Origin of the sequence: Bradyrhizobium sp. BTAi1 (genome assembly GCF_000015165.1) — a bacterium.
Lineage (GTDB): Bacteria > Pseudomonadota > Alphaproteobacteria > Rhizobiales > Xanthobacteraceae > Bradyrhizobium > Bradyrhizobium denitrificans.
In genome coordinates, this window is sequence record NC_009485.1 from 1,280,001 (window position 1) to 1,300,897 (window position 20,897).

Sequence of the window (20,897 nt, forward strand, 5' to 3'; positions counted from 1 at the left end):
AAACAGGTTCTCAACGATCTCAACGCGGCGCTGAAGGCGAAGCCGCCGGAAGTCGAGAACAAGGGCAACATCGATCTCGTCGTGAAATATTACGACAAGCTCGCCGCCGCGTTCGGCGAGGATGACAACTGATATTGCTGATCCTTCAGGATCACGAAAGCCCCGACCGGCGGTCGGGGCTTCTTATTGTGCCGTGCTGGCCGAGTGGATCGCAGGCTCAGCGCGCGAATACCGCCTCCATCTGCTTTCGAACACTGACCGTCTCATCGGCGGTGTCGATGGCGACATCGCTCCAGCGCACGACCTCGCCATGCGCGACGTCCCGGGTCAGCTTCACGCGATGCGCCAATCCGATCGGCAGCGCGCCGAGCTGAAGACTTGTCGCAGCCGGGAACACCTTGCCCCAGACGGTATAGCCACCTTCGCCGTCGAGCATCTCGCCGGCGCGCAGCGTCTTCTTGGCGACCGCGACGACATCGCCGCGGAAACCGCGCGGCTGGCCGGTCGGTTCCTTGCGTAGCGCTGCTGATAGCACCGAGACGTTCAGCTCAAGTCCGATCAGATGATAGGGCTTGTACATCGCCGCATAGCGTCCGCTGGTGTCGGTCTTCAGGCCGTATTGCCGGAAGCAATCCGCGGCGTAGTCGTTCGGCGCTTCCAGCACGACATAGACGCCCCAGCGCAGATCGCGAAACACGGGGCGGCCGTCGCGTTCCAGCGACGACACCACCTCGACCATGCCCGAGCGTTCCAGCACACCGCCGCGCTCGCGCGGCCGCAGCACATGCGGTAGGTCGTCGACGCCGCAAGGCGGGAACAACAGGCCATCGTTCGGAACATCGAGCCCGGTCGCGTTGGCGATCGCCGCCATCTCGATCGCCGACTTGGTGCCGTCGAGGAAGGAGTTGAACATCTGCGGATTCATGCCGGCGGACTGTGCCTCGCCGGCCGTGAGCCCGTAATGCTGCCAGACGCCGTCGGGCGTCACGTCGTGATAGGCCGGCAGATATTTCGTGCCCTTGCCGGCCGCCACGACATGGAAGCCGGTGGCGCGCGCCCAATCGACGAGCTCCGCCGTCAGCGCCGGCTGGTCGCCATAAGCGAGCGAATAGACCACGCCGGCTTTGCGCGCCTCGTCAGCCAACAGCGGTCCCGCCAGCACGTCGGCTTCGACGTTGACCATCACGATGTGCTTGCCGGCACGGATCGCCGCGCGCGCGTGGCGGATGCCGGCGGCCGGACTGCCGGTGGCTTCAACGACGACATCGATGTTGTCAGCCAGCGCCTTCGCGCCATCAACACTGAATGCCGTGCGCTCAATTAGCTCCGCGCTCCAGCCGATCGTCCGGCAAGCGTCGCGCGCTCGCTCCGGATCGAGATCGATGATCACAGGCACCTCGAGGCCGACCACATGCGGCACCTGCGACAGGAACATCGAGCCGAATTTGCCGGCGCCGATCAGCGCGACGCGGACAGGTTGGCCGGAGGCGTGGCGGGCTTGGAGGAGGGAGTGGAGGTTCATTGGAGAATTCCAGCGTTTCTTGAAGGCGCGGTAGGGCGGCTATCAGTTTCTCGTCATGGCCGGGCTTGACCCGCCTGCGGGGCCGAAGCCCCTTCGGCGCGGCGGAGGCCCGGCCATCCATCTCTCTGCGGGAGAATCGTTCCGTTGATGGATGCCCGGGTCAAGCCCGGGCATGACGACATTTTTCGTGGCGCGTGCTGTGCTTTACTCAGCCGCCTCGCGATGCGCTCGCGCCAGCTGCAGCAACGCGTCATCCGGCAGCGTGGCGATCGGCGTGAAGTCGCGATGCGCGATGTACTCCGGGCGCGTGGGGGTGCGGATGTAGTTCGAGACGGCATTCAGCGTGAGATACACGATCTTGCGTGGGTAGGGTGTGATGTTGCCGGCGGAGCCGTGCACGAGATTGCCGTGGAACATCAGCATGCCACCGGGCTTGCCGGTCGGCGCGACGATGCCGCCCTCGGCGACGAGACGTGTGACGGTCGCCTCGTCGAGGGTCCACAGCGGATACGACGTGGTGGCGAGATCGTGCGACGCCTCGAGGTCGCCGGCATGCTGGCTGCGCGGCACCAGCATCAAGGGGCCGTTGATCGGCATCACCTCGTCGAGGAAGATCGCGATGTTCATCGCGCGCGGCTCTGGCATGCCGTCGTCGCGCTTCCATGTGCCGTAATCCTGGTGCCATTGCCAGACATCGCCGGTGAAGGCCGATTTGGCGTTGATCTTGAACTGATGCATGTAGACCTTCTCGCCGAAGATCTGCTCGATCGGCGCGATCATGCGCGGATGCGCCGCGAGCACGTGGAAGGCGTCGTTGTAGAGATGCGCCGCAAAGGCGGTGCGCGGCGCGCCGCTCTTCTCGCGCCAGACCTCCGGCCGGTCAGCGGCATAGATCGCCTCGGCCTCGCGGGCGAGGAAGGCGGTCTCTTCCGGACTGAACAGCTCGGGCAGGAACAGCCAGCCCTCGCGGTTGAAGAATGCAATCTGCTCCGGCGTCAGCTGCATGGCGTTCTCCTCGCTCGTTTCCCTGATGGAGGCGCCCGGTCTGCTCGCCGGGCTGCCTCTCGCAGTCACATCCTACATCTTCTTGCCCTGCTCGATCAGCATGCGGGTCATCAAATAGAGCCGCGGCACGATGGTCGTGCTATCGATATATTCGTTATGGGCATGATAGTTGAAGCCGGCGATGCCGAAGCTCTCGACGACGATCGCCTTGCCGCTGCGATTGGCAAAGCCGGCATCGGTGGCGCCGCCGGTCATGTCGACCAGCGCGAGCGGCCGCTCCAGCTCGGCGTAGATCCCCTGCGCCTCCTTGCCGAGCGCGCGGCCGCGATCGGACGCGATAAAGGGCGGACGGCCCTTTTCGATCGTCACCTTGACCTCGGTGTCGGGCACCAGATGGCTCTTGGTCGTCTCGTCGAGCGCGGCCTGCAGCTTTTCGACGCCGTCGGCGACCGTCAGGCGCACGTCGCCGCCGGCGCTGGCCTTTTCCGGAATCTGGTTGCGCACGGTGCCGGCGGTGGCCGTCGTCCAGTTGAGCTGTGTGCCCGGAATCGATTTCGCGATGTCCCGCGTCTGCAGCAATTGGTGTGAGAGCTCGATCAGCGCGTTGCGGCCGCGATCGGGCGCCGCACCGGCATGCGAGGCGCGGCCCGTCACCTGCATGGTGGCCGTCGCGGTGCCGCTGGCGCCCAGCAGCAGGCTGTCGACCGGCGCCGCGGGCTTGGCCGCGGTCGGTTCGCAGGACAGCACGACGTCGTGCTGGTCGGCCAGCTCGGCGATGAACTCGCCGGAGCCGATCGAGCCGACCTCCTCGTCGGGATTGAACGCGACCGTCAGCCTGGCGTAGTCGCGCCAGCCCATGTCCTTGAGGATCTGCAGGCTGTGCAGGATCACCGCGATGCCGCCTTTGTCGTCCGCAATGCCCGGCCCGTAGATCAGGTCGCCCTCGACATGATACGGCTCGGTCTTGAGGATGCCGGGCTGGTACACCGTGTCCATATGGGCGATCAGCATCAGCTTGCGGCGGCCTGTGCCCTCGAAGGTGCCGATCACCATGTCCGCGCCGACGCCGCGGGTGGTCTTGCGCCGTTCGGTGGTGGCGCCGAGCGCCTTCAGCCGGCCTTCGGTGAGGTCGGCCATCTTCTTCAGCCCTTCGACATCGCTCGAGCCGGACTCGATCAGCACCATCTCGCGCAAGGAGTCGATCACCGCCGGCTTGGCCTGCTCGGCTGCGGCCTTGATCGTCTCATCGGGGCCGGCCTGGGCGGCCGATAGGCTGGTGGTGGCCGCAAGCAGGGCAAATGCTGCGAGGCGGAAGGAGAAAGGCGTCATCCGGGGTCCTTGTTTCATCGATGCGCGCTCCCGGGCCAGGCTTGGGGCGCCTGTCGACATTGGCAGAATCCGGGTGGATCGCAACATTCTCCAAGCCTAATTTGATCGCCAGATGATACGGGGCAGAGCGATGATGGAGCCCGCCATGTCAGACCAGGTCTATGCATTGTTCGACACCGCGATCGGCACCTGCGCGATCGCCTGGGGACCCCGCGGGATCAATGCGGTGCAGCTGCCGATGGGCGGCGTGACGCAGATCCGCACCCGGATGCAGCAGCGTCATGCCGGCATCACCGAAGCCGAGCCGACGCCGCAGGTGCAGCGCGTCATCGGACGCATCAGGGCGCTGCTCGCGGGGCAGCCTGATGATCTCAGCGACATCGAACTCGATCTCGATGGCGTCAGCGCGTTCCAGCGCGGCGTCTACGACATCGCCCGCCGCATCCCGCCGGGCCGGACCCTGACCTATGGCGACATTGCCAAGCAGCTCGGTGGCGTCGAATTGTCGCGCGAAGTCGGCCAGGCGCTCGGGCGCAATCCGTGCCCGATCGTGGTGCCCTGCCATCGCGTGCTGGCGGCGGGCAACAAGCCCGGCGGCTTCTCCGCCAATGGCGGCGTCGACACCAAGCTGAAGATGCTGGCGATCGAGGGCGCGGCGGTGAACTACACCCCGAGCCTGTTCGGTTGATGCGCGGCCGTGGCGGGTCCTGCCCCGCTCGTATCAGATTGCCTCGCAGCTGAAACCATTGCCCTTGCGCTTGATGCGGCCGGCCGACGGCGAAGGGAAATGCGCCGTGCAGCACACGGTGGCGGTGTCGCCATAGCGCTCCAGGAACGTGCGCCGCGTCACGGCCGCCTGCGCCGGGTCGACATCGAACTTCGGCGACAGCTCGGGATAGGCCAGCTGCAGCGGCGAGTGAATGAGATCGCCGGCGAACACCGCATCGTCCTTGCCCTTGCCGAGCGCGATTGCGACATGGCCGGGTGTATGTCCCGGCGTGGGCACGAGGCGGACATGATCGCCGATCGCGAAGTCGTCCATGACGATGTCGGCCCGCTTGGCCTCGACCACCGGCAGCACGCTGTCTGCAAACGGCGGCACCTCGGCCTTGGCGTTCTGCGCAACCCAGTAATCATATTCGCGTTGCGCGAACAGATAGCGCGCGTTCGGGAAGGTCGGCACCCAGCGGTCATTGTCACGCCGCGTGTTCCAGCCGACGTGATCGGTGTGCAGATGCGTGCACATCACGATGTCGATGTCGTCGACCGACATGCCGGCGGCGTCGAGCGCCCGCATGTAGGTGTCGTCGGTCTTCATGTTCCAGACCGGCCGCGCGCGTGGCTTGTCGTTGCCGATGCAGCTGTCGATCAGGATGGTGTGGTGAGGCGTCTTCACCACATAGGATTGGAAGCACAGGATCAGCGTATCCTGCGCATCGAGCGCGTTGGCCGCTTGCAGCGTGCTGCGCTCGGCGTCCAGCATCTCTGGCGTCAGCTCCGGGAAGATCTCGCGGGCTGGCAGGAAGGTGGTTTCCTGCTCGATGATGCGATGGATCGTGAGATCGGCAACCGAAAACGTCAGAGCCACGAGATGTCCCTTGGAATGATGCGCCCGGAATGATCAAGCCGCCGGCGGCACCGAGATCTTCACTGATTCCCGTTCCAGCATCTTCTGATGGAAGGCATCGAGGGTCGGAAACGCCTTGCGCCAGCCGCAATCGGCGAAGCGATAATCCGCATAGCCGAGCACGCAGACAAGGCCGATGGCGACGACGTCGAACGGTCGCGTCATCAAATCGCTCTGCGCGGCGAAGCGCGCCATGCCGGCCCAGACGCGGTTCCAGTGATCGTCCGACCAGGCCTTCCAGCGCAGGGCTTCCGGCCGCACCGCGTTCTCGTAGCGGCACAGCAACATGGAATCGAGCATGCCCTGCAGCATCGAATGCTCGCTCTTCACCGTCCAGCGCGCCGCGCCGGAGGCAGGGATCAGCCTGTTGCCGCCGGCGAGCTCGTCGAGATATTCGACGATGACATAGGAATCCAGGATCACGTCGCCATTGTCGAGGATCAGCACCGGCAGCTTCTTCAGCGGCGTGATCTTCGTGTACTCGTCATTGGCCTGGCCGGGCATGACCGACATCGGCGCGAATTCGATCTTGTCGATCAGGCCAAGCTCGATGGCGGCGATCCGCACCTTGCGGGCGAATGGCGAGGCGGGCGAGTAGGTGAGTTTCATCGTTGTTTCCTGACCGACGCAGATAATGAGCGTCATTGCGAGGAGCGTCAGCGACGAAGCAATCCAGGGCGGCACGAATGGCCCTGGATTGCTTCGCTTCGCTCGCAATGACAATGTTCGAGGCTCAAGCCTCGACGATCTCCTGGCGCTGCTCGCCGAGACGTTCGATGCCGAGGGTCACGACGTCGCCGACATTGAGGAAGGTCGGCGGCTTCATGCCCATGCCGACGCCCGGAGGCGTGCCCGTGGTGACGATGTCGCCCGGCAGCAAGGTCATGAACTGCGAGACGTAGGAGATGCACTTCGCCATCGAGAAGATCATCGTTGCGGTGGTGCCGGTCTGGCGGCGCTGGCCGTTGACGTCGAGCCACATCGACAGGTTCTGCACATCCGGGATTTCGTCCTTGGTGACAAGCCAGGGGCCGACCGGGCCGAACGTGTCGTGCGACTTGCCCTTGGTCCACTGGCCCAGGCGCTCGATCTGGAAGTTGCGCTCGGAGACGTCGTTGCAGATCGTGTAGCCGGCGATGTGGTTCAGCGCCTCGGCCTCGGAGACATATTTTGCGCGGGTGCCGATGATGGCGGCGATCTCGACCTCCCAGTCGAGCTTGGTGGAGCCGCGCGGCTTCTCGACCGGGTCATAGGGCCCGCACAGTGCGGTGTTGGCCTTCAGGAAGAAGATCGGCTCCGCCGGGATCGGGTTGCCGGTCTCCTTGGCATGATCGGAGTAGTTGAGGCCGATCGCCACGAATTTGGAAATGCCGGTGACGGGCGCGCCGAGCCGCGGCTTGCCGGCGACGGCCGGCAGCGAGGCTGGATCGAGCGCGGCGAGCTTCTTCAGCGACTCCGGCGCGTAGGCGGCGCCGTCGAGGTCCTTCACATGGGCCGACAGGTCGCGCAACTGGCCGGATGCATCGATCAGGCCCGGCTTCTCCGCGCCCTTCTCGCCGTAGCGAACAAGCTTCATCTGGTTTCTCTCCCTGGCATCTCTGTATTCCAGGGCCCTGTCATGGAGCATGGCGGGGCGAAATTCAACCTCGCGGGCTATGCGCTGCCGCCGCCCCGCACTGCCTCAAAACGGAAGGCCGTGCCATCGCGCTTGATGTAGCCGGCGTCGAAATGGCCGCCGATCACCAGCGTGGCGGTGTCGGCGAAGCGCGAGAACAGCGCCTGCCGCGTGGCGATCCCCTGGGCAGGATCAGAGTCGACAGTCGAGCTCCAGTCGAGATGCGCCATCTGGCAAGGGTGGTGCGCGACATCCCCGGTCAGCAGGGCCTCCGCGCCGTCGGAGCGGATGTGCAGGCTGACGTGACCCGGGCTGTGGCCGGGGGGCGGGATCAGCGTGATCTCGTCGCAAATCGCGGCATCGCTGGCGACCAGGTCGGCGCGACCGGCCGCGACGATCGGCTGCACGGAATCGGCGAAGGTCGCCGTCTCGTCGGCCGCCTCGCTATGGTCGCGCCAATGCTGATATTCAGTGCGGCCGAACACATACCGCGCCTTGGCGAAGGTCGGGACCCATTGGCCGTCGACCAGCCGCGTATTCCAGCCGACATGATCGACATGGAGATGGGTGCAGATCACCATGTCGATGCTCTCGGGCGGAAAGCCGGCGGCGCTCAGCGTCTGCAGGAACGGCGTGGTGCGGTTGTTCCACACCGGTACGCTGCGGCCCTGCTTATCATTGCCAAGCCCGGTGTCGACCACGATGCGCCGGGTCGGCGTCTCCAGCACCAGAGTCTGGATGACCATCTTCAGCTTGCCTTCGCCGGTGGCGAAGTCGGGTGTGAGCCAGGACAGCGCGCGGATCGCCTCGGGCGTCGCTTGTGGCAGGATGAAGCGGGTGCCGCCCACCGTCTCCAGTTCGACGAATTTGCTGATCCTGACCCGGCCGACCGTCCATGGCATGCGCGTTTCCCCGTTTGTTCTTGATGCCGGCGACGATGCCGCGTCGCGCGGTCCAGCGCAATGGATCGACTCTCGGGAACAGGCGTTGTCGTGGCCAGTCCATGGAGGAGAGTGTCATGCCGGAGCTGGCCATATCGCCCGAGAAGGTCGCCTTCCTGATCGAGAAGGCGCGTGAATTCGACGTCAAGGATCAGGCGAGCGACGTCGACTCCGGCTCCAATGCCGTCGATGACGACATGATCGACGTGCTCGAAGATAACGGCGATGATCCGGTCGTGCGCGAGATCACCGGCTTCATCAATGCGATGAGCGAGGACGAGCAGACCGACCTGGTCGCGCTGATGCGGCTCGGCCGCGGCGATGGCGATATCGAGGAGTGGGACGATCTGCGCCGCGAAGCGGCCGGCCAGCGCGACCGCCACACCGCGCGCTATCTCCTCGGTGAGCCCATGCTCGGCGATCTCCTGGCGGAGGGTCTCGATGCGTTCGGCATCGACTGGACCGAAGGCCGCACCACGGCGGATTCCTCGAGTCCGAGCCAGCGCGACGAGGACGAGATCACAAAGCAATAGGATATGCGATATCCGGCTCGTGATATGCGGCAGCTCGCGGGCGTGGAATAGCTGGTTTGGTCCTGTCTGTCGAAGCCGGGTTGTGACCACGCGGGCGGTGTGATCCCTCGCCTCCCTTGCGGGGAGAGGTCAGGCCGCGCGACCGTTCCGCTTGGAACGGCCGCGACGAAGCCCTGTGCTACAGCGTGCCGGGGAAGGCACCGCCGTCGAGGAGGATGTTCTGCCCCGTGATGTAGCCGGCCTTGGCGCCGCACAGGAAGGCGCAGGCGAGGCCGAACTCTTCGGGATCGCCGAAGCGGCCGGCGGGGTTGGTCTTGGCGCGCTCGGCCAGGATCTGCTCGGGCGGAATACCGCGACGCTCGGACTCGATCTTGGCGGTGCCGATCAGGCGGTCGGTCTCGAACGGGCCCGGCAGCAGCGCGTTGATGGTCACGTTGTTGATCACGGTCTTGCGCGACAGGCCGGCGACGAAACCGGTGAGGCCGGCGCGGGCCCCGTTGGAGAGGCCGAGAATGTCGATCGGCGCCTTCACCGCGGCCGAGGTGATGTTGACGATGCGGCCGAACTTGCGCGCCATCATGCCGTCGACGGTCGCCTTGATCAGTTCGATCGGCGTCAGCATGTTGGCATCGAGTGCCTTGATCCAATCATCGCGCGTCCAGTTGCGGAAGTCGCCGGGCGGCGGGCCGCCGGCATTGTTGATCAATATGTCCGGATCCGGGCACGCCTTGAGGACCGCAGCACGGCCCTCTGGCGTCGTGATGTCGCCAGCCACCTCGGTCACGGTGATGTCCGGATTGGCCGCGCGAATGTCGGCTGCAGTCTTGGCCAGCGCCTCGGCGCCGCGCGCGGTGATCGTGACATGCACCCCCTCATTGGCGAGCGCGATGGCGCAGGCGCGGCCCAGCCCCTTGCTGGAGGCGCAGACGATGGCGCGGCGGCCCTTGATCCCGAGATCCACGATTGATGACTCCGAATATGTCAGTGAAACAGAAGCGATGATGGCGGCATTCTAGCCAAGCAAGCTGTCGCTGATAAGAGCAACCGGGCTGTGCCGAATTGCATGGCTCGCCAGTGCGGGCGGTGATCAGATGCGCCGTTCCTGCTTGAGACGATCGATCAGGCCGGCCACCTCGGGCGGCAGCGAGCGGAAGCCCTTCGCGCCTGCGAGCGAGAGCAGCGGTCGCAACCGCGAGCCTTCGAGAAAGCGGGGCTGGCGCTCGGGTGGGACGATCTTGTCGAACACCAGGACGAGCGTGGTCGCCACCATGCCCACGCGCACGGCGCCAAGCAGCGCACCGGCGAGCCGGTCGCCGAAGCCGGCTTCGGAACCGATCGCCTGATCCAGGAGGATGCGACCGATCTTGCCCAGGGCGACGCCGATGACGACGAAGGCAGCGAAGAACTGCAGCCAGCCCTGGGCCAGGGGCACGCCATGGACATCTCTGAGCTGCGGGCTCATCGCTGCGACGGCTCCCATCGCCAGCGGCATCGCCAACAGATAAGCCAGTATCGTGATGGCGCTGCGCAACAGCCCGGTCGAAAAGCCGCTATAGACGGCGATCACCAGTCCAACACAAGCGGCGAGGTCGAAGGCGTTCATCATTGTTCCGCTGTGGTTGTAGGCGGGGCCGGTAAACAATTCCGGTTTGCCCTCCTTCAAATCGTCTGTATCAAATGCGCCGCAACAAACGAGGAAACCCAAGGGGAGTGTCATGTCCGACCTGTTCGACGTCAGCCGGGAAGTGATCCTGATCACCGGCGCGAGCCAGGGGCTGGGCCGGCAGTTCGCACGCGTGCTGTCGGCGCACGGTGCCGCGGTCGCATTGGCTGCGCGGCAGACCGGCAAGCTCAAGGCGCTCGAGGACGAGATCAAGGCCAAGGGCGGTCGCGCGGTGGCCGTCGAGATGGATGTGACGAGCGCGGCATCGATCGCCAAGGGCTTGGATGCGGCCGAGTCCGCGCTGGGTCCGATCACGGTGCTGATCAACAATGCCGGCATTGCGGTCGAGAAGCTGGCGGTCGAGCAGAGCGAGGCGGATTGGGACGCGGTGATCGGCGCCAATCTGAAGGGGGCTTATTTCGCGGCAACCGAGGTGGCGCGCCGGATGATCGCACGCAAGGGCGGCGGCAACATCATCAACATCGCATCGGTGCTCGGCTTCAGCGTCGTGAAGTTCATTGCACCCTACGCGATTTCCAAGGCGGGGGTCGTTCAGGCGACCAAGGCGCTGGCGCTGGAACTCGCCGCCAGCGACATCCGCGTCAACGCGCTGGCGCCGGGCTACATCGACACCGACATCAACCATGACGTCTGGGAGACGCCCGCGGGCGAGAAGCTGATCAAGCGCATTCCGCAGCGGCGCGTCGGCCGTGAGAGCGATCTCGACGGCGCCATCATGCTGCTGGCCTCGCCCGCCTCGCGCTACATGACGGGCAGCGTGGTCACCGTCGATGGCGGCTTCCTGCTGACCTGACCGGCGCCGGTCGAAGCCGATCAGGTGCCGCGCAGCTCGCTCTTGATCATGTCGGCGGCCTTCTCGCCGATCATGATCGTCGGCGCATTGGTGTTACCCCCGATCAAGGTCGGCATGATCGAGGCGTCGACCACGCGCAGCCCGGCGAGTCCGCGGACCCTCAGTTGCGGATCGACCACCGCGAGCGGATCATCGACGCCCATCTTGCAGGTGCCAACCGGGTGATAGACGGTATCGACGCGACTGCGCAGGATGGCGCGGATGTCGTCATCGCTCCTGACCTCGGAGGTGAACAGATCGCGCTTGCCGAGGCTGCGCATGGCCGGCGTCTGCATCAGCCGCTGCGTGGTCTTGTAGCCGGCGACCATGGCCTCGAGGTCCTCCTCCTCACCGAGGAAATTCGGATCGATCAGCGGCGCGGTCAGCGGATCGGCGTTCTTCAGCATGACCGTGCCGCGGCTCCTGGGCCGCAGCAGACAAAAATGGCAGGAGAAGCCATTGCCATGGCGCTTGCGGCCGTGATCGTCGGTGACGGCCATGCCGAAATGGAGCTGGATGTCGGGACTATCGAGGTCGGGGCGGGTCTTCAGGAAGCCGCCGCATTCGGCAAAGTTCGAGGTGATCGGTCCGCGCCGCTCGCGGCGATATTGCAGCGCCCCGCGCAGCAGGCGGCTGATGCCCTGGGGCGACAATGACGAGAAGTTCGGGTTATCCGAGAGATAGGCGAAGATGAAGTCGGGATGGTCCTGGAGGTTTTGTCCGACGCCCGGCAGATCGTGCAGGGGGGCGATGCCGAGCCGCGCCAATGCGGCGGCGTCGCCTATGCCCGAGAGCATCAAGAGCTGCGGTGTCTGAAACGCGCCGGAGGCGAGGATCACCTCGCGCCGGCAGCGGATCTCCTTGACCTCCTTGCCCTGGCGATATTTGACGCCGATCGCGCGCTTGCCGTCGAACAGGATCAGCGAGGCCTGCGCCGCGGTCTCGACCCGGAGATTGCGCCGCGTGCCGAGATGCGGCTGGATGTAGGCGCGTGCAGCACTCCAGCGCTCGCCATTGCGCTGCGTGACCTGATACAGTCCAAGACCTTCCTGGGTCTCGGCATTGAAATCGTCGCGAAGCGGAAACTGCGCCTCGCGGGCGGCCTGCAGGAAGATCTCATGCACCGGATTGTCGGTGCGCAGGCGGTTGACCGGCAGCGGCCCCGATTGGCCGTGATAGGCGCCGTTGAAATCCGCATTGTTCTCCGCCCGTTTGAAATAGGGCAGCACGTCGTCATAGGACCAGCCGGCATTGCCGAGCGCGGCCCAATGGTCGTAGTCGGCGCGGTGGCCGCGAATATAGACCATGGCGTTGATGGCGGATGAGCCGCCGAGTCCGCGGCCGCGCGGCTGGTAGCCGATGCGGCCGTTCAGGCCCTTCTGCGGCACTGTCGTGAACGACCAATTATTGACCGGACCCGCGACCATCAGGAACAGCATATAAGGCGTCGTGACGATCCAATTGTCGTTGCGCCCGCCGGCGTCGAGCAGCGCGACCGACGTCGCCGGATCCTCCGATAACCGCCCGGCGACCGTCGCCCCGCCGCTGCCGCCGCCCACGACGATGAAATCGACCTCGTCCGTCACGCGTCTCTCCCTGATGTTGTCTTGCTTGTTGTTGGACGTCATTCCGGGGGTGACGCGCACGTGGATGGCAATGCCATTGACGTGCCGAGCTGACCCCGGATCGCGCAGTGGATGTTTGCCCGCTTGCCTGCGGATGCCGGCTCACGCCGGATGCACCCGGCGCAACGCGGTCAAGGCGTTCAGCTCAGCAGCCGCAGCAACTTCTCGATCCGGGCGATGCTGGTGCCATAGGGCGGATAGAGGTCCTTCATGCGGTTGAAGGGCGAGCGGTAGAACACCGGCTTCAACTTGCTGAAGCTGTTGAAGCCCCACTCGCCATGATAATGCCCGATGCCGGATGCGCCGACGCCGCCCATCGGCTGATTCATCTGGGCGAAATGCAACAAACAATCGTTGATCGTCACGCCACCGGAGACCGTGCGCGCCAGCACGGCTTCGCGCGCCGCGTCGTCCCGACCGAACCAGTACAGCGCCAGCGGCCGGTCATGGGCGTTGATATAGCGGATCACCTCGTCGGCCGCGCGATAGGTCATCACAGGCAGCAGGGGTCCGAAGATCTCCTCCTGCATGATCGCCATGTCAGGTGTCGCGCCGATCAGCACGGTGGGCGGGAATTTGCGCAGCTTCTTCCAGGCGGGATCTTCCGGGCTTGTCGCGCTCAGTGGCTTGGCGCCGCGGGCGATCGCGTCCCGCAGCAATCCCTCCAGCCGCGCATAATGGCGATCGGAGATGATCGAGGTGTAGTCGTTGTTGGCCGGATTGGTGCCGAACATCTGCAGCATGTTGCGGTGGAGCTTGTCTGCGAACGCGTCGCGCTGCGGCTCGGGTACGAACACATAGTCCGGTGCGATGCAGGTCTGGCCGGCATTGAGCAGCTTGGCATAGGCGATGCGCTCGGCCGCCTGATCGAGGTCGGCAGAGACGTCGACGATGGTCGGCGACTTGCCGCCGAGCTCGAGCGTGACCGGTGTCAGATTGCGCCCCGCCGCCTCGGCGACGATGCGGCCGACCCGGGTCGAGCCGGTGAACACCAGATGATCGAACGGCAGCGCGGCGAAAGCCTGCGCGACGCCATCCTCGATCCCGGTGACGGAGAGGACGGTCGGGTCAAAATGCGCGGCGATGACCTCCCGGAGCAGGGCCGCGAATCGTGGTGTCAGCTCGCTGGGCTTGATCAGGACGCGATTGCCGGCGGCGATGGCGCCGATGGCGGGCGCGAGCGTCAGCTGCAGCGGATAGTTCCAGGGCGCGATGATGCCGACCACGCCGAGAGGCTGCGGCAGCAGGCGGTTGCGGGCGGGCCAGAACTGCAGCGCGGTCGCGATCCGCCGCGGCGCCATCCAGCGCGGCAGCAGTTTCAGCGTGTGCTTGATCTCGGCTTGGAGAAACAGGGTCTCTGCGATCGTGGTCTCGACCGCGCAGCGATGGCCGAAATCGGCCGAGATCGCCTGCTCCAGGCGCTTCTCATTGTCCGCCAGCATCGTCCGCAGCCGTCTCAGGCTGTCGAGCCGCGCGGCGAGGCTCGGCGGCGGCGCGCTGCGCGACGCCTCGATCATGGCATGGAAGGCGTCATCGAGCGCCAGAACAGGGGGGCTCTTCAGGGATTGATCCATGGGCGTCTCCTCGCGTGTCCTGCGGCGGCGCTTGGGCCGTCGTTCTCGTTCGTTGCGCAAAGCTGCCGTGTTGCGAAACCCTTGGCAAGCGTGCGGCCGCTGTTTCCGTCGCGATGGGGTTGCGAACGCCTCGAAGGGGAAGGCCTTCTTCCACGGGCCGACGAGATCGTCCGACGCCTGGCGGAACTGCCGCTGGTCCCAGCCGCCGCTTACCGCCTGTTCGCCACGGGGCGAGCACCGGCCGTCCACTCGATCATGATGCGTTTCCACAGAAGCGCATCATGATCTTCTCCTTGCTTGAGCATGATCTCTTGGGAAAACCGGTTTCTGCTTTTTTGAGGTTATATCCTAACTGGTTGATTCAAAATGGCTTTTTTCAGGATTGCGGCTCCCGGGACAGGTGTCATAATCCCGCAAAAAAACTTTGCCGAAAGCCCTTTCCAAATCCGCCTCGCATTGGTACATACCGCCCGCACCCGATGGCCGACCCGGCCTACGGGCTCAAGCCTTCTCAGGAAGCCTTTGGGATGGATCGGCGGCACTCTCGAGTGTCAGCCAGGAACACCCGACACTTCCCGACAGGGTCGCACCAGTTAACGCGGGGTGGAGCAGCCCGGTAGCTCGTCAGGCTCATAACCTGAAGGTCATAGGTTCAAATCCTATCCCCGCAACCAAATAAGTCCCTGTAATAGCAGGAAATTCTAGAGAGCCGCTCAATCGGAGCGGCTCTCTTTTTGCCTCGTGTCGCCACCGTGTCGCCACCAGCTCTGGGCATGCCGAGCAGGTCAAGAAGGGCGATGAAATTGGCGTGCGGCTGGGCTCGGGCCGGTTCACGGGATACTCTAATCTTTTGGGGTTGTGTATCGCCCCCGACTTTGTGTGCCGCCAAACATCATTAGGGGGCCGATATGACCGCGCGAATTTTTTTGGGGGCTGTGTTCGTACTATTTCTGGGCGCGCCAGCTAACGCCGCGTCGGAAATCGATAGAGCTGTCTGGGTTGGCAACGCCTCCTATCAGATCAGCAGGGGACGGAACTGGGAATACGTTGACTATCTTGATCGAACAGTCTCGATCAGTGCAGGCGGCCCGAGCAGTCAAGTCTGGGTCCATGAAGCAGATGCACTAAAGCATCGAACGTTCATAGATTCTCTTGACCAAAGTGGATTGCCTAGGACAGGTGTCCAGCATAGCGAGTTTTTGGATCCAGAAGCCTCTCGCGCGAACAAAATATATGAGGCTTTAAAGCAGGCCGGTCCCCCAGGCTTTTTGGTCGGGGACTGGCTTCAGAGCCAACTGCGCACCGCTATCGAGCCTCGCGAGATGCTCCTCTTGTCGCAACAGAATCGTGCGGCGAGCAACTCCTTCCGGACCAACGCCAGGCGTCTAACTGAAGTACTCGGAGCCGTTTACGATCTTGCGCAAAAGGATAAGACTTACGGCGAGTTCATCGACGTTGTATTTGGAAGAAGGTTTGGGGCGAACACGAACGACGCCGCTGACACGATTTTAGCGAACAACCCGGACTACGCGAACAATCGATATGTTCGACAACTGGTAAAGAGCGGGGGATCTGCTCAGGATCGTGCTGTACGGTTAGTTGAGGCAGTTAAGCGCGATCTACAAGCAAAGATCGACGGGATGGGTTCGGAGGTATCCCGAATAGCAGGCAATCTGCGCCGAGAAGAGGACATTTCGGTTAAGGCGAGTTCAAAAAGCGAGGAAGCATTCAAAAAAATCATCTTGAGTGCGGAAGCGCAGAACCGCGCCGCGATTGTTCGGGCTGAGGTAGAAGACCTCCGCGCAGCAGGCTTCGTAGTATCTGCTTTCTTGAGCGACCGCGACCTCGCGCGTGGCATTAACGCGACAACACAAGCGGTCGGTCAGTTCTACACCTCTGTGAATGACTTCGAGCAGAACCAGCTACTACTGAAAGCTCGCCATGGAGAGAACCTAGCCACAGCTATGAGCGCGGCAGCTTTGACATACAACTTCTTGTCGATTGGGTTGTTGCTAAGTCAAGCATTCGGACCACATCAGGATTCCCCTGACGCAATCATATTGTCTGCAATTAAGGAGCTTTCTAAGCAGCTTGCCGAGTTCCAGAAAGAAGTTCGCGCTCGGTTTGACCATATCGATTGGGAGCTAAACGAAATCTACTCCTTGATGGTGCGAGATTTCGCGTCTTTGGCCGAATCTATTGGCCGTGTTCGCTATGATGTCGAGGCAGCACAGCGGGCCATTGACCGGATTGCGCTACGGCTCGATGCCTTTCAGCGAAACACACTAGCGCGCCTGGATCTGGCGATTGACCAGCGGTTTCACGCTGAGATGGAAAAATGTCTAGGCTACGAACAAAGAACTGGCCGACGCCTAACGCAAGAAAGATATAGCGACTGCGTTGCAGAGATTATTTCTTATCTAAAGGAGGCACGAGATCCGACTCGCTCTGATTATTGGGACGCTTCTTTGGATACGCCACAATCGCTAGCCGAGAGACTGAAAGATGAGGATTGGCCCGCACACGTCAATTTGTTTCGAGGCATGGCAAGGGCAAGAGCTGGATTTGAGTTCGGCGGCATTCGCGCTAACCCAACGAGATGGGCGTTAGCTTCAGCAGCATTCGTTGATCTTTCCGCTGAGAACATTGATTACTTCCGGGCGTCGCCGTTGGTCGATTTTGACGCTCTAAACAGCGAAGGCGAAGCCCTATCTCGGGAGTTCGGGTGGGAGATCAGCTTTAAGCAGCCCGCGCGGATACTCAATCTGTATCGCGATTTGATCGTTCGCTACAACGAATCTTTAAAGCGGACCCAGGCCGCGGCCGCTGAAGTCCGGAAGAACGCGATAAGCGCGTTAGGTAGTCAGCTTGCAGATGCTTCTCCTTCGCTTGAAACTGCCTCTCCCGAAGTTAAGGTTCTAGCTTCGACGATTGCGAAACGTGAGATTCGACACGCTGCTAGAACAAGCGAGGACTTGATTGCAATAAATAAGAAGCCATGGCCAAGCGTTGGGCCGCAGACCCCGCGTGGTCCTGTTGTTGGTGATGAGCGTTGGCCGAACGTATTTAACCCTGAAAAGGTTTGGGCTGCAATTTTACAGAACGATGATCTTCTAAAATGGGAGATGCTTGGGTTAGGCAAATTGGAACTGACTTACATCGCATACTACTCAAATGTGGCTACTGGCGAATATCAGATATACGCTGCGCCGACAATTGGTTACTGGCTACAAGCCAAAGACAAGGCGAGCGGAACGGTTACTAAGCTGGCGAGTGCTACAGTCGGGCAGAAGAGCCGGGTGTGGTTGGGATGGAATGGCGGAGGTAGTCACCTTATCCAAAATACTGCGTTCGATTTTTCGAACTATCTAAAAGAGACTGAGTTGCCGTTTGGGTTGCCGCAGTTTTCACTCGACCTAGATGCGAAGACAATTGAGCAGCAGGTCAGCGCAGCGAGCGAAATCATGGCTACTCGCGTTCGTGAGGAGCTGATCAGTAAATTGAAATCTTCGACCAGCGACCTCTCGCAAGCACTCTTCGAGCTCGACGGATGCGTTCGCGCATTGAGGGGATTAACGGTTCTTGCATTTCCAAGGTCAGTGGCCGTGAATGATGATCTACGAGCCATTTTATTTGGGCAAGATGATGCGGGCAGCCAGGAGCAGATTGCGCCCTTGCTGACGAGCAAAAACGCTTTCAATTTGGTTCTTTGGCCTGACCTTCAAAAGGCGCGACAGGGCGCTCAAAACGCTCCTAAAGGTGGAGGTCCAGAGCAATGGCCACCGTCTGTTTTCCTGAGGGATCTGGACGCGCGGACCGAAAATAGTGAGCGAGTCCTTCTAGAAGTGATCGAATCAATCGTCACCGACAAGTCTGCAGGTCCGCAATCCCAGGCAGTCGTCAGCGAGGGGCTGCGAAGGCTAGAGACGCTCAAAAATCTCAGATCGCTACAATGATCTTGATCTAGCATTTCTGTTTGCATTGCGGTCTAAGCAGCGGATAGAGAGTTGGCGAAGCTTGCCGGTTCTGATTTTCTGGCCCATTACGAACTCGCGATAGAGCAAGTGGTCATCTGGACTCCACGCCCTTGGCGAACGTCTTCGACTTAATCGCGGCGATGATCGTCTGCATCATGTTCTTCTCCGCCCCTGGATTGTAGGTCAGAGCCCAGCCATGATTGCCAACATGCGACGGTACGTCGAGCACCAACCCGTGGTTAGCACCCTGGTACTCGACCATCTGCACCGGAACTGACCGTTTCTTTTTTGTCAGTTCTCGACACCACTCCGGATTATTTGCATCGTCCTTATCTCCCATAAAAATCAAAATCGGGCCGGTATAAAGGGCGGAATGCTGCAAAGACGGACTACAGCCTGGAGCAACTGCGAATGCCGCCGCAAAATGGTGCGGATGATCAGACTCTTGTGTCGTCATCGACACCAGTGCCGTCGTGCCCCCGTTACTGTAGCCCATGATATAGGCTTCATTAGCCTTGGTGAGCTTCTTCTCGATTAGGTAATCGAGAGCGGAGTAGGCGTCATCTGCGCGACGCCTGCCCCAGTGCAAGTCCGACAAGCCGCAACTGTTATCCACGTAACGTGTGGTGTAGCTGTCTAGCACCAGTGCGCCGAAGCCTTCCTTGTTGAGCGCGTTGGCAACGCGAGCCGTCCACTCTTTCTCTGCCGTGCTCATGCCATCACAACCATGCATGACAACCACGAACGGCACCGGCCCCTTCGCATCCTTGGGCGAGTAAACGAAAGCGTTCAACTCGCCCTCCTTCTGCACATCGCCTAACTCCTGGGGCGTGCCGTTCTTGAAGTTCTTGCTGAAGCCGCTGTCGTAGGGATTGTCCTTCGACCAGCGCTTGCTTGAATTGTGAGCGTAGTCGCCCTTCCACGTGATCTTGACTTCAGTCGGTTCGGCCTGTGCCGCGTTGAAAGACAGAACAAGAAGTATGCTAAGAAAAAACCGCATGTGGATTCTCACTGTCAGGACCACCGCGTGATCCGCACGTCAGGCCGGATCGTTCGCAGAATACTCAGAAATTGATCGTGTTTGAATTTGGAGCGGAACATCAAGCGCCGTGCACCAAAATCGCCTGACAGATTCACATGGTAGTGGTGCACGGTTTTGTATTTTGGGTTCTTTTCGCCCAAGCTCGCCAGAACATCGACACCACGCTTGTTAATGGTCTGCGCGTTGGCGTCGTGAATGCCGGACAACGGCAATCCTAGCCGCCACGCAAAATAGGGGTAAGAGAGCCGATCACCGGGGACGTTAAAGTGGGTACCCATGAGGTGGGACGTTAAAGCAGAAACAAAAGCTATCGGTACGACAACAAATCCGATCATTCCAAACGTCGGCGAGAGCGTCGCAGCGAGACCGACAAAGACGATGGAGGCATTGAAGGCGATCAAGACCGGGGTGGTGCAGACCTTCAACCAATCGACTATTCGATTTGACTCCATGGGGGTCTGATCGACATCGTCCTCGATATCTTCACTATCTGGTTCGGCTGTCGCCTCATGCTCGTCGCCCTCGGCGGACTCGTTGCTTAGGCGGATGTCGTCTTGCACCGCGTGGACAATCGGCAAAGGCGGGGGAGCGCTCGCAGTTGTTCGCGATTGCTGCTGCTGCGAAGGCGGAGAGCGCCTGGCTCTGATCAGCAGATAGATTGATCCAACAAAGCCGATAAGCGTGGCGGCCAGACCTAGACGGGCTTGCAAGTCGGAATTCTCAACACCTGCGATAACGCACACGATCATGGCCGCAAAGACGCACACGGAAGTACCGGCGAAGACTAGGAGCAGAGATAAAACAAGAAATAATGGGGTGGAAACACGTTGAAGAAAGCTTTGCTGGTAAGAGCTTTCGGCGCTGGACATTGTGCGATCCTTTCGATGCTTTCATTGGCGCGCCCGCACAGGTTGATACGAATAGGGATTATAATCCCTAGAGACTATATGCCCGATGGTGCTCGATCCTGCAATGCAGGACTGGCGCGCGGTGTTGGGGAGGAATGTTCGGAAGATCCGTCAGCAACGACGGATGACACAGGAGAAGTTGGCGTTCGAAGCCGAGATCGACTTGACCTATATGGGCGGCATCGAGCGAGGCAAACGCAACCCCAGCCTGTTGGTGATGGCTCGTATCGCTGAGGCGCTTTCCGTACCTTTGACGAAACTTCTTTCTGACTAGTGGTGGTGCGTTGGTCCGCCCAGCAGTCGCCTAATATTCTTCGGCCAGCATGAGGGTGATCGCTCGCTGGGTGACGGTAGGATCGGCTGGGTCGGGTGAACCGAACTCGAAATTCGCATCGAAATACTCGATCTTGAAGATAATGGACGAGCCCTCAAACTCGAACATGCCGAAATCGTGCTCGCCGTGCGGATCGTTGGCTACACAGAAGTCGTCAAACGTCGCTATAGCTGTCACGAGACGCTGAACGGGCTCTGGTCCGAGCGCGGCAATGCCAGGCGTCATGAACGCCTTGCCGCCCGTGAGAGTCGTTCGAAGCTGATCATTGAGCGCACGAATCCGTTCAACCGACATGGTTGGTTTCTCCGGTTATGTTGGGGGAATGCCGGAATCTGTCCGGCGCGTGGGT

Annotated in this window: 20 protein-coding genes and 1 tRNA gene (1 of these 21 only partly in view); 7 read left to right on the forward strand and 14 right to left on the reverse strand. The window is 61.9% G+C overall.

Translation table 11 applies throughout. The annotated features are described in order from the left end of the window. Positions 1-132, forward strand: partial view of a hypothetical protein gene (locus BBTA_RS05675; RefSeq protein WP_012041487.1) — the end only. The gene continues 462 nt to the left of window position 1, outside the view; the window shows 132 of its 594 coding nt (coding positions 463-594); its start codon lies off the left edge, out of view; it ends in the stop codon at positions 130-132. A gap of 85 nt (positions 133-217) precedes the next feature. On the opposite strand, the gene BBTA_RS05680 is transcribed toward BBTA_RS05675, so the two are convergent. The 3 genes from BBTA_RS05680 to BBTA_RS05690 all read right to left on the reverse strand — a co-directional run bounded on the left by BBTA_RS05680 (position 218) and on the right by BBTA_RS05690 (position 3,856). Then, positions 218-1,522 (reverse strand): NAD(P)H-dependent oxidoreductase, encoded by a 1,305-nt coding sequence (locus BBTA_RS05680; protein WP_012041488.1) that lies wholly within the window; start codon positions 1,520-1,522, stop codon positions 218-220. A 204-nt stretch (positions 1,523-1,726) separates the two neighbouring features. Then, a complete protein-coding gene (locus BBTA_RS05685) occupies positions 1,727-2,527 on the reverse strand; it encodes a phytanoyl-CoA dioxygenase family protein (RefSeq protein ID WP_012041489.1) in 801 nt (266 codons plus the stop codon). 72 nt (positions 2,528-2,599) lie between these two features. Beyond that, positions 2,600-3,856 carry a M20/M25/M40 family metallo-hydrolase gene (locus tag BBTA_RS05690; RefSeq protein WP_012041490.1) on the reverse strand — a complete coding sequence of 419 codons (1,257 nt, stop codon included), beginning with the start codon at positions 3,854-3,856 and terminating at the stop codon, positions 2,600-2,602. A gap of 145 nt (positions 3,857-4,001) precedes the next feature. Here BBTA_RS05690 and BBTA_RS05695 point away from each other — a divergent pair, with 145 nt between their 5' ends. Next, positions 4,002-4,544: a methylated-DNA--[protein]-cysteine S-methyltransferase gene (locus BBTA_RS05695; protein WP_012041491.1), complete on the forward strand. Its 543-nt coding sequence runs from the start codon at positions 4,002-4,004 to the stop codon at positions 4,542-4,544. 33 nt (positions 4,545-4,577) lie between these two features. Here BBTA_RS05695 and BBTA_RS05700 read toward each other — a convergent pair whose 3' ends face one another. The 4 genes from BBTA_RS05700 to BBTA_RS05715 all read right to left on the reverse strand — a co-directional run bounded on the left by BBTA_RS05700 (position 4,578) and on the right by BBTA_RS05715 (position 8,000). Then, a complete protein-coding gene (locus BBTA_RS05700) occupies positions 4,578-5,444 on the reverse strand; it encodes an MBL fold metallo-hydrolase (RefSeq protein WP_012041492.1) in 867 nt (288 codons plus the stop codon). 33 nt (positions 5,445-5,477) lie between these two features. After that, positions 5,478-6,092: a glutathione S-transferase family protein gene (locus BBTA_RS05705; RefSeq protein ID WP_012041493.1), complete on the reverse strand. Its 615-nt coding sequence runs from the start codon at positions 6,090-6,092 to the stop codon at positions 5,478-5,480. Positions 6,093-6,216: 124 nt separating this feature from the next. Continuing rightward, a complete protein-coding gene (locus tag BBTA_RS05710) occupies positions 6,217-7,059 on the reverse strand; it encodes a fumarylacetoacetate hydrolase family protein (protein ID WP_012041494.1) in 843 nt (280 codons plus the stop codon). A 77-nt stretch (positions 7,060-7,136) separates the two neighbouring features. Then, complete coding sequence (locus BBTA_RS05715) at positions 7,137-8,000, reverse strand: MBL fold metallo-hydrolase (protein WP_012041495.1); 864 nt, start codon at positions 7,998-8,000, stop codon at positions 7,137-7,139. A gap of 116 nt (positions 8,001-8,116) precedes the next feature. Here BBTA_RS05715 and BBTA_RS05720 point away from each other — a divergent pair, with 116 nt between their 5' ends. Further along, positions 8,117-8,572: a DUF3775 domain-containing protein gene (locus BBTA_RS05720; RefSeq protein WP_012041496.1), complete on the forward strand. Its 456-nt coding sequence runs from the start codon at positions 8,117-8,119 to the stop codon at positions 8,570-8,572. A gap of 178 nt (positions 8,573-8,750) precedes the next feature. Here BBTA_RS05720 and BBTA_RS05725 read toward each other — a convergent pair whose 3' ends face one another. Further along, entirely contained in the window at positions 8,751-9,533 is a 783-nt protein-coding gene (locus BBTA_RS05725) for an SDR family oxidoreductase (protein WP_012041497.1), read from the reverse strand. 126 nt (positions 9,534-9,659) lie between these two features. Then, on the reverse strand, positions 9,660-10,175 hold the full coding sequence (locus BBTA_RS05730; RefSeq protein WP_012041498.1) for a CvpA family protein: 516 nt from the start codon (positions 10,173-10,175) through the stop codon (positions 9,660-9,662). Positions 10,176-10,287: 112 nt separating this feature from the next. Between BBTA_RS05730 and BBTA_RS05735 the strand changes: the two genes are divergently transcribed. Continuing rightward, the gene (locus BBTA_RS05735; RefSeq protein ID WP_012041499.1) at positions 10,288-11,049 is read left to right on the forward strand and encodes an SDR family NAD(P)-dependent oxidoreductase; all 762 of its coding nucleotides are present in this window, start codon (positions 10,288-10,290) and stop codon (positions 11,047-11,049) included. 20 nt (positions 11,050-11,069) lie between these two features. Here BBTA_RS05735 and BBTA_RS05740 read toward each other — a convergent pair whose 3' ends face one another. Continuing rightward, positions 11,070-12,674 (reverse strand): GMC family oxidoreductase, encoded by a 1,605-nt coding sequence (locus BBTA_RS05740; RefSeq protein ID WP_012041500.1) that lies wholly within the window; start codon positions 12,672-12,674, stop codon positions 11,070-11,072. Positions 12,675-12,853: 179 nt separating this feature from the next. After that, entirely contained in the window at positions 12,854-14,287 is a 1,434-nt protein-coding gene (locus BBTA_RS05745) for a coniferyl aldehyde dehydrogenase (RefSeq protein ID WP_012041501.1), read from the reverse strand. A 597-nt stretch (positions 14,288-14,884) separates the two neighbouring features. Between BBTA_RS05745 and BBTA_RS05750 the strand changes: the two genes are divergently transcribed. Together BBTA_RS05750 and BBTA_RS05755 are read left to right on the forward strand one after the other, a co-directional pair. Further along, positions 14,885-14,961: transfer RNA gene (locus BBTA_RS05750), tRNA-Met, on the forward strand. 234 nt (positions 14,962-15,195) lie between these two features. Continuing rightward, entirely contained in the window at positions 15,196-18,243 is a 3,048-nt protein-coding gene (locus BBTA_RS05755) for a hypothetical protein (RefSeq protein WP_012041502.1), read from the forward strand. Positions 18,244-18,355: 112 nt separating this feature from the next. On the opposite strand, the gene BBTA_RS05760 is transcribed toward BBTA_RS05755, so the two are convergent. Next, complete coding sequence (locus tag BBTA_RS05760) at positions 18,356-19,264, reverse strand: dienelactone hydrolase family protein (protein ID WP_041750364.1); 909 nt, start codon at positions 19,262-19,264, stop codon at positions 18,356-18,358. Positions 19,265-19,278: 14 nt separating this feature from the next. Next, on the reverse strand, positions 19,279-20,175 hold the full coding sequence (locus BBTA_RS05765) for a hypothetical protein (protein WP_012041504.1): 897 nt from the start codon (positions 20,173-20,175) through the stop codon (positions 19,279-19,281). Positions 20,176-20,260: 85 nt separating this feature from the next. Here BBTA_RS05765 and BBTA_RS05770 point away from each other — a divergent pair, with 85 nt between their 5' ends. Next, on the forward strand, positions 20,261-20,488 hold the full coding sequence (locus BBTA_RS05770; protein WP_012041505.1) for a helix-turn-helix domain-containing protein: 228 nt from the start codon (positions 20,261-20,263) through the stop codon (positions 20,486-20,488). Positions 20,489-20,518: 30 nt separating this feature from the next. On the opposite strand, the gene BBTA_RS05775 is transcribed toward BBTA_RS05770, so the two are convergent. Further along, positions 20,519-20,842, reverse strand: coding sequence for a DUF3768 domain-containing protein (locus BBTA_RS05775; RefSeq protein ID WP_012041506.1), 324 nt, complete (start codon positions 20,840-20,842; stop codon positions 20,519-20,521). Positions 20,843-20,897 lie beyond the last annotated feature (55 nt).

What these genes read in the sequence shown, in the direction of transcription:
- BBTA_RS05680 (WP_012041488.1), bottom strand. Translation starts at nt 1,522, where the DNA reads ATGAACCTCCACTCCCTCCTCCAAGCCCGCCACGCCTCCGGCCAACCT.
- BBTA_RS05685 (WP_012041489.1), bottom strand. Translation starts at nt 2,527, where the DNA reads ATGCAGCTGACGCCGGAGCAGATTGCATTCTTCAACCGCGAGGGCTGG.
- BBTA_RS05690 (WP_012041490.1), bottom strand. Translation starts at nt 3,856, where the DNA reads ATGACGCCTTTCTCCTTCCGCCTCGCAGCATTTGCCCTGCTTGCGGCC.
- BBTA_RS05695 (WP_012041491.1), top strand. Translation starts at nt 4,002, where the DNA reads ATGTCAGACCAGGTCTATGCATTGTTCGACACCGCGATCGGCACCTGC.
- BBTA_RS05705 (WP_012041493.1), bottom strand. Translation starts at nt 6,092, where the DNA reads ATGAAACTCACCTACTCGCCCGCCTCGCCATTCGCCCGCAAGGTGCGG.
- BBTA_RS05710 (WP_012041494.1), bottom strand. Translation starts at nt 7,059, where the DNA reads ATGAAGCTTGTTCGCTACGGCGAGAAGGGCGCGGAGAAGCCGGGCCTG.
- BBTA_RS05715 (WP_012041495.1), bottom strand. Translation starts at nt 8,000, where the DNA reads ATGCCATGGACGGTCGGCCGGGTCAGGATCAGCAAATTCGTCGAACTG.
- BBTA_RS05720 (WP_012041496.1), top strand. Translation starts at nt 8,117, where the DNA reads ATGCCGGAGCTGGCCATATCGCCCGAGAAGGTCGCCTTCCTGATCGAG.
- BBTA_RS05730 (WP_012041498.1), bottom strand. Translation starts at nt 10,175, where the DNA reads ATGAACGCCTTCGACCTCGCCGCTTGTGTTGGACTGGTGATCGCCGTC.
- BBTA_RS05735 (WP_012041499.1), top strand. Translation starts at nt 10,288, where the DNA reads ATGTCCGACCTGTTCGACGTCAGCCGGGAAGTGATCCTGATCACCGGC.
- BBTA_RS05745 (WP_012041501.1), bottom strand. Translation starts at nt 14,287, where the DNA reads ATGGATCAATCCCTGAAGAGCCCCCCTGTTCTGGCGCTCGATGACGCC.
- BBTA_RS05755 (WP_012041502.1), top strand. Translation starts at nt 15,196, where the DNA reads ATGACCGCGCGAATTTTTTTGGGGGCTGTGTTCGTACTATTTCTGGGC.
- BBTA_RS05760 (WP_041750364.1), bottom strand. Translation starts at nt 19,264, where the DNA reads ATGCGGTTTTTTCTTAGCATACTTCTTGTTCTGTCTTTCAACGCGGCA.
- BBTA_RS05765 (WP_012041504.1), bottom strand. Translation starts at nt 20,175, where the DNA reads ATGTCCAGCGCCGAAAGCTCTTACCAGCAAAGCTTTCTTCAACGTGTT.
- BBTA_RS05770 (WP_012041505.1), top strand. Translation starts at nt 20,261, where the DNA reads ATGGTGCTCGATCCTGCAATGCAGGACTGGCGCGCGGTGTTGGGGAGG.
- BBTA_RS05775 (WP_012041506.1), bottom strand. Translation starts at nt 20,842, where the DNA reads ATGTCGGTTGAACGGATTCGTGCGCTCAATGATCAGCTTCGAACGACT.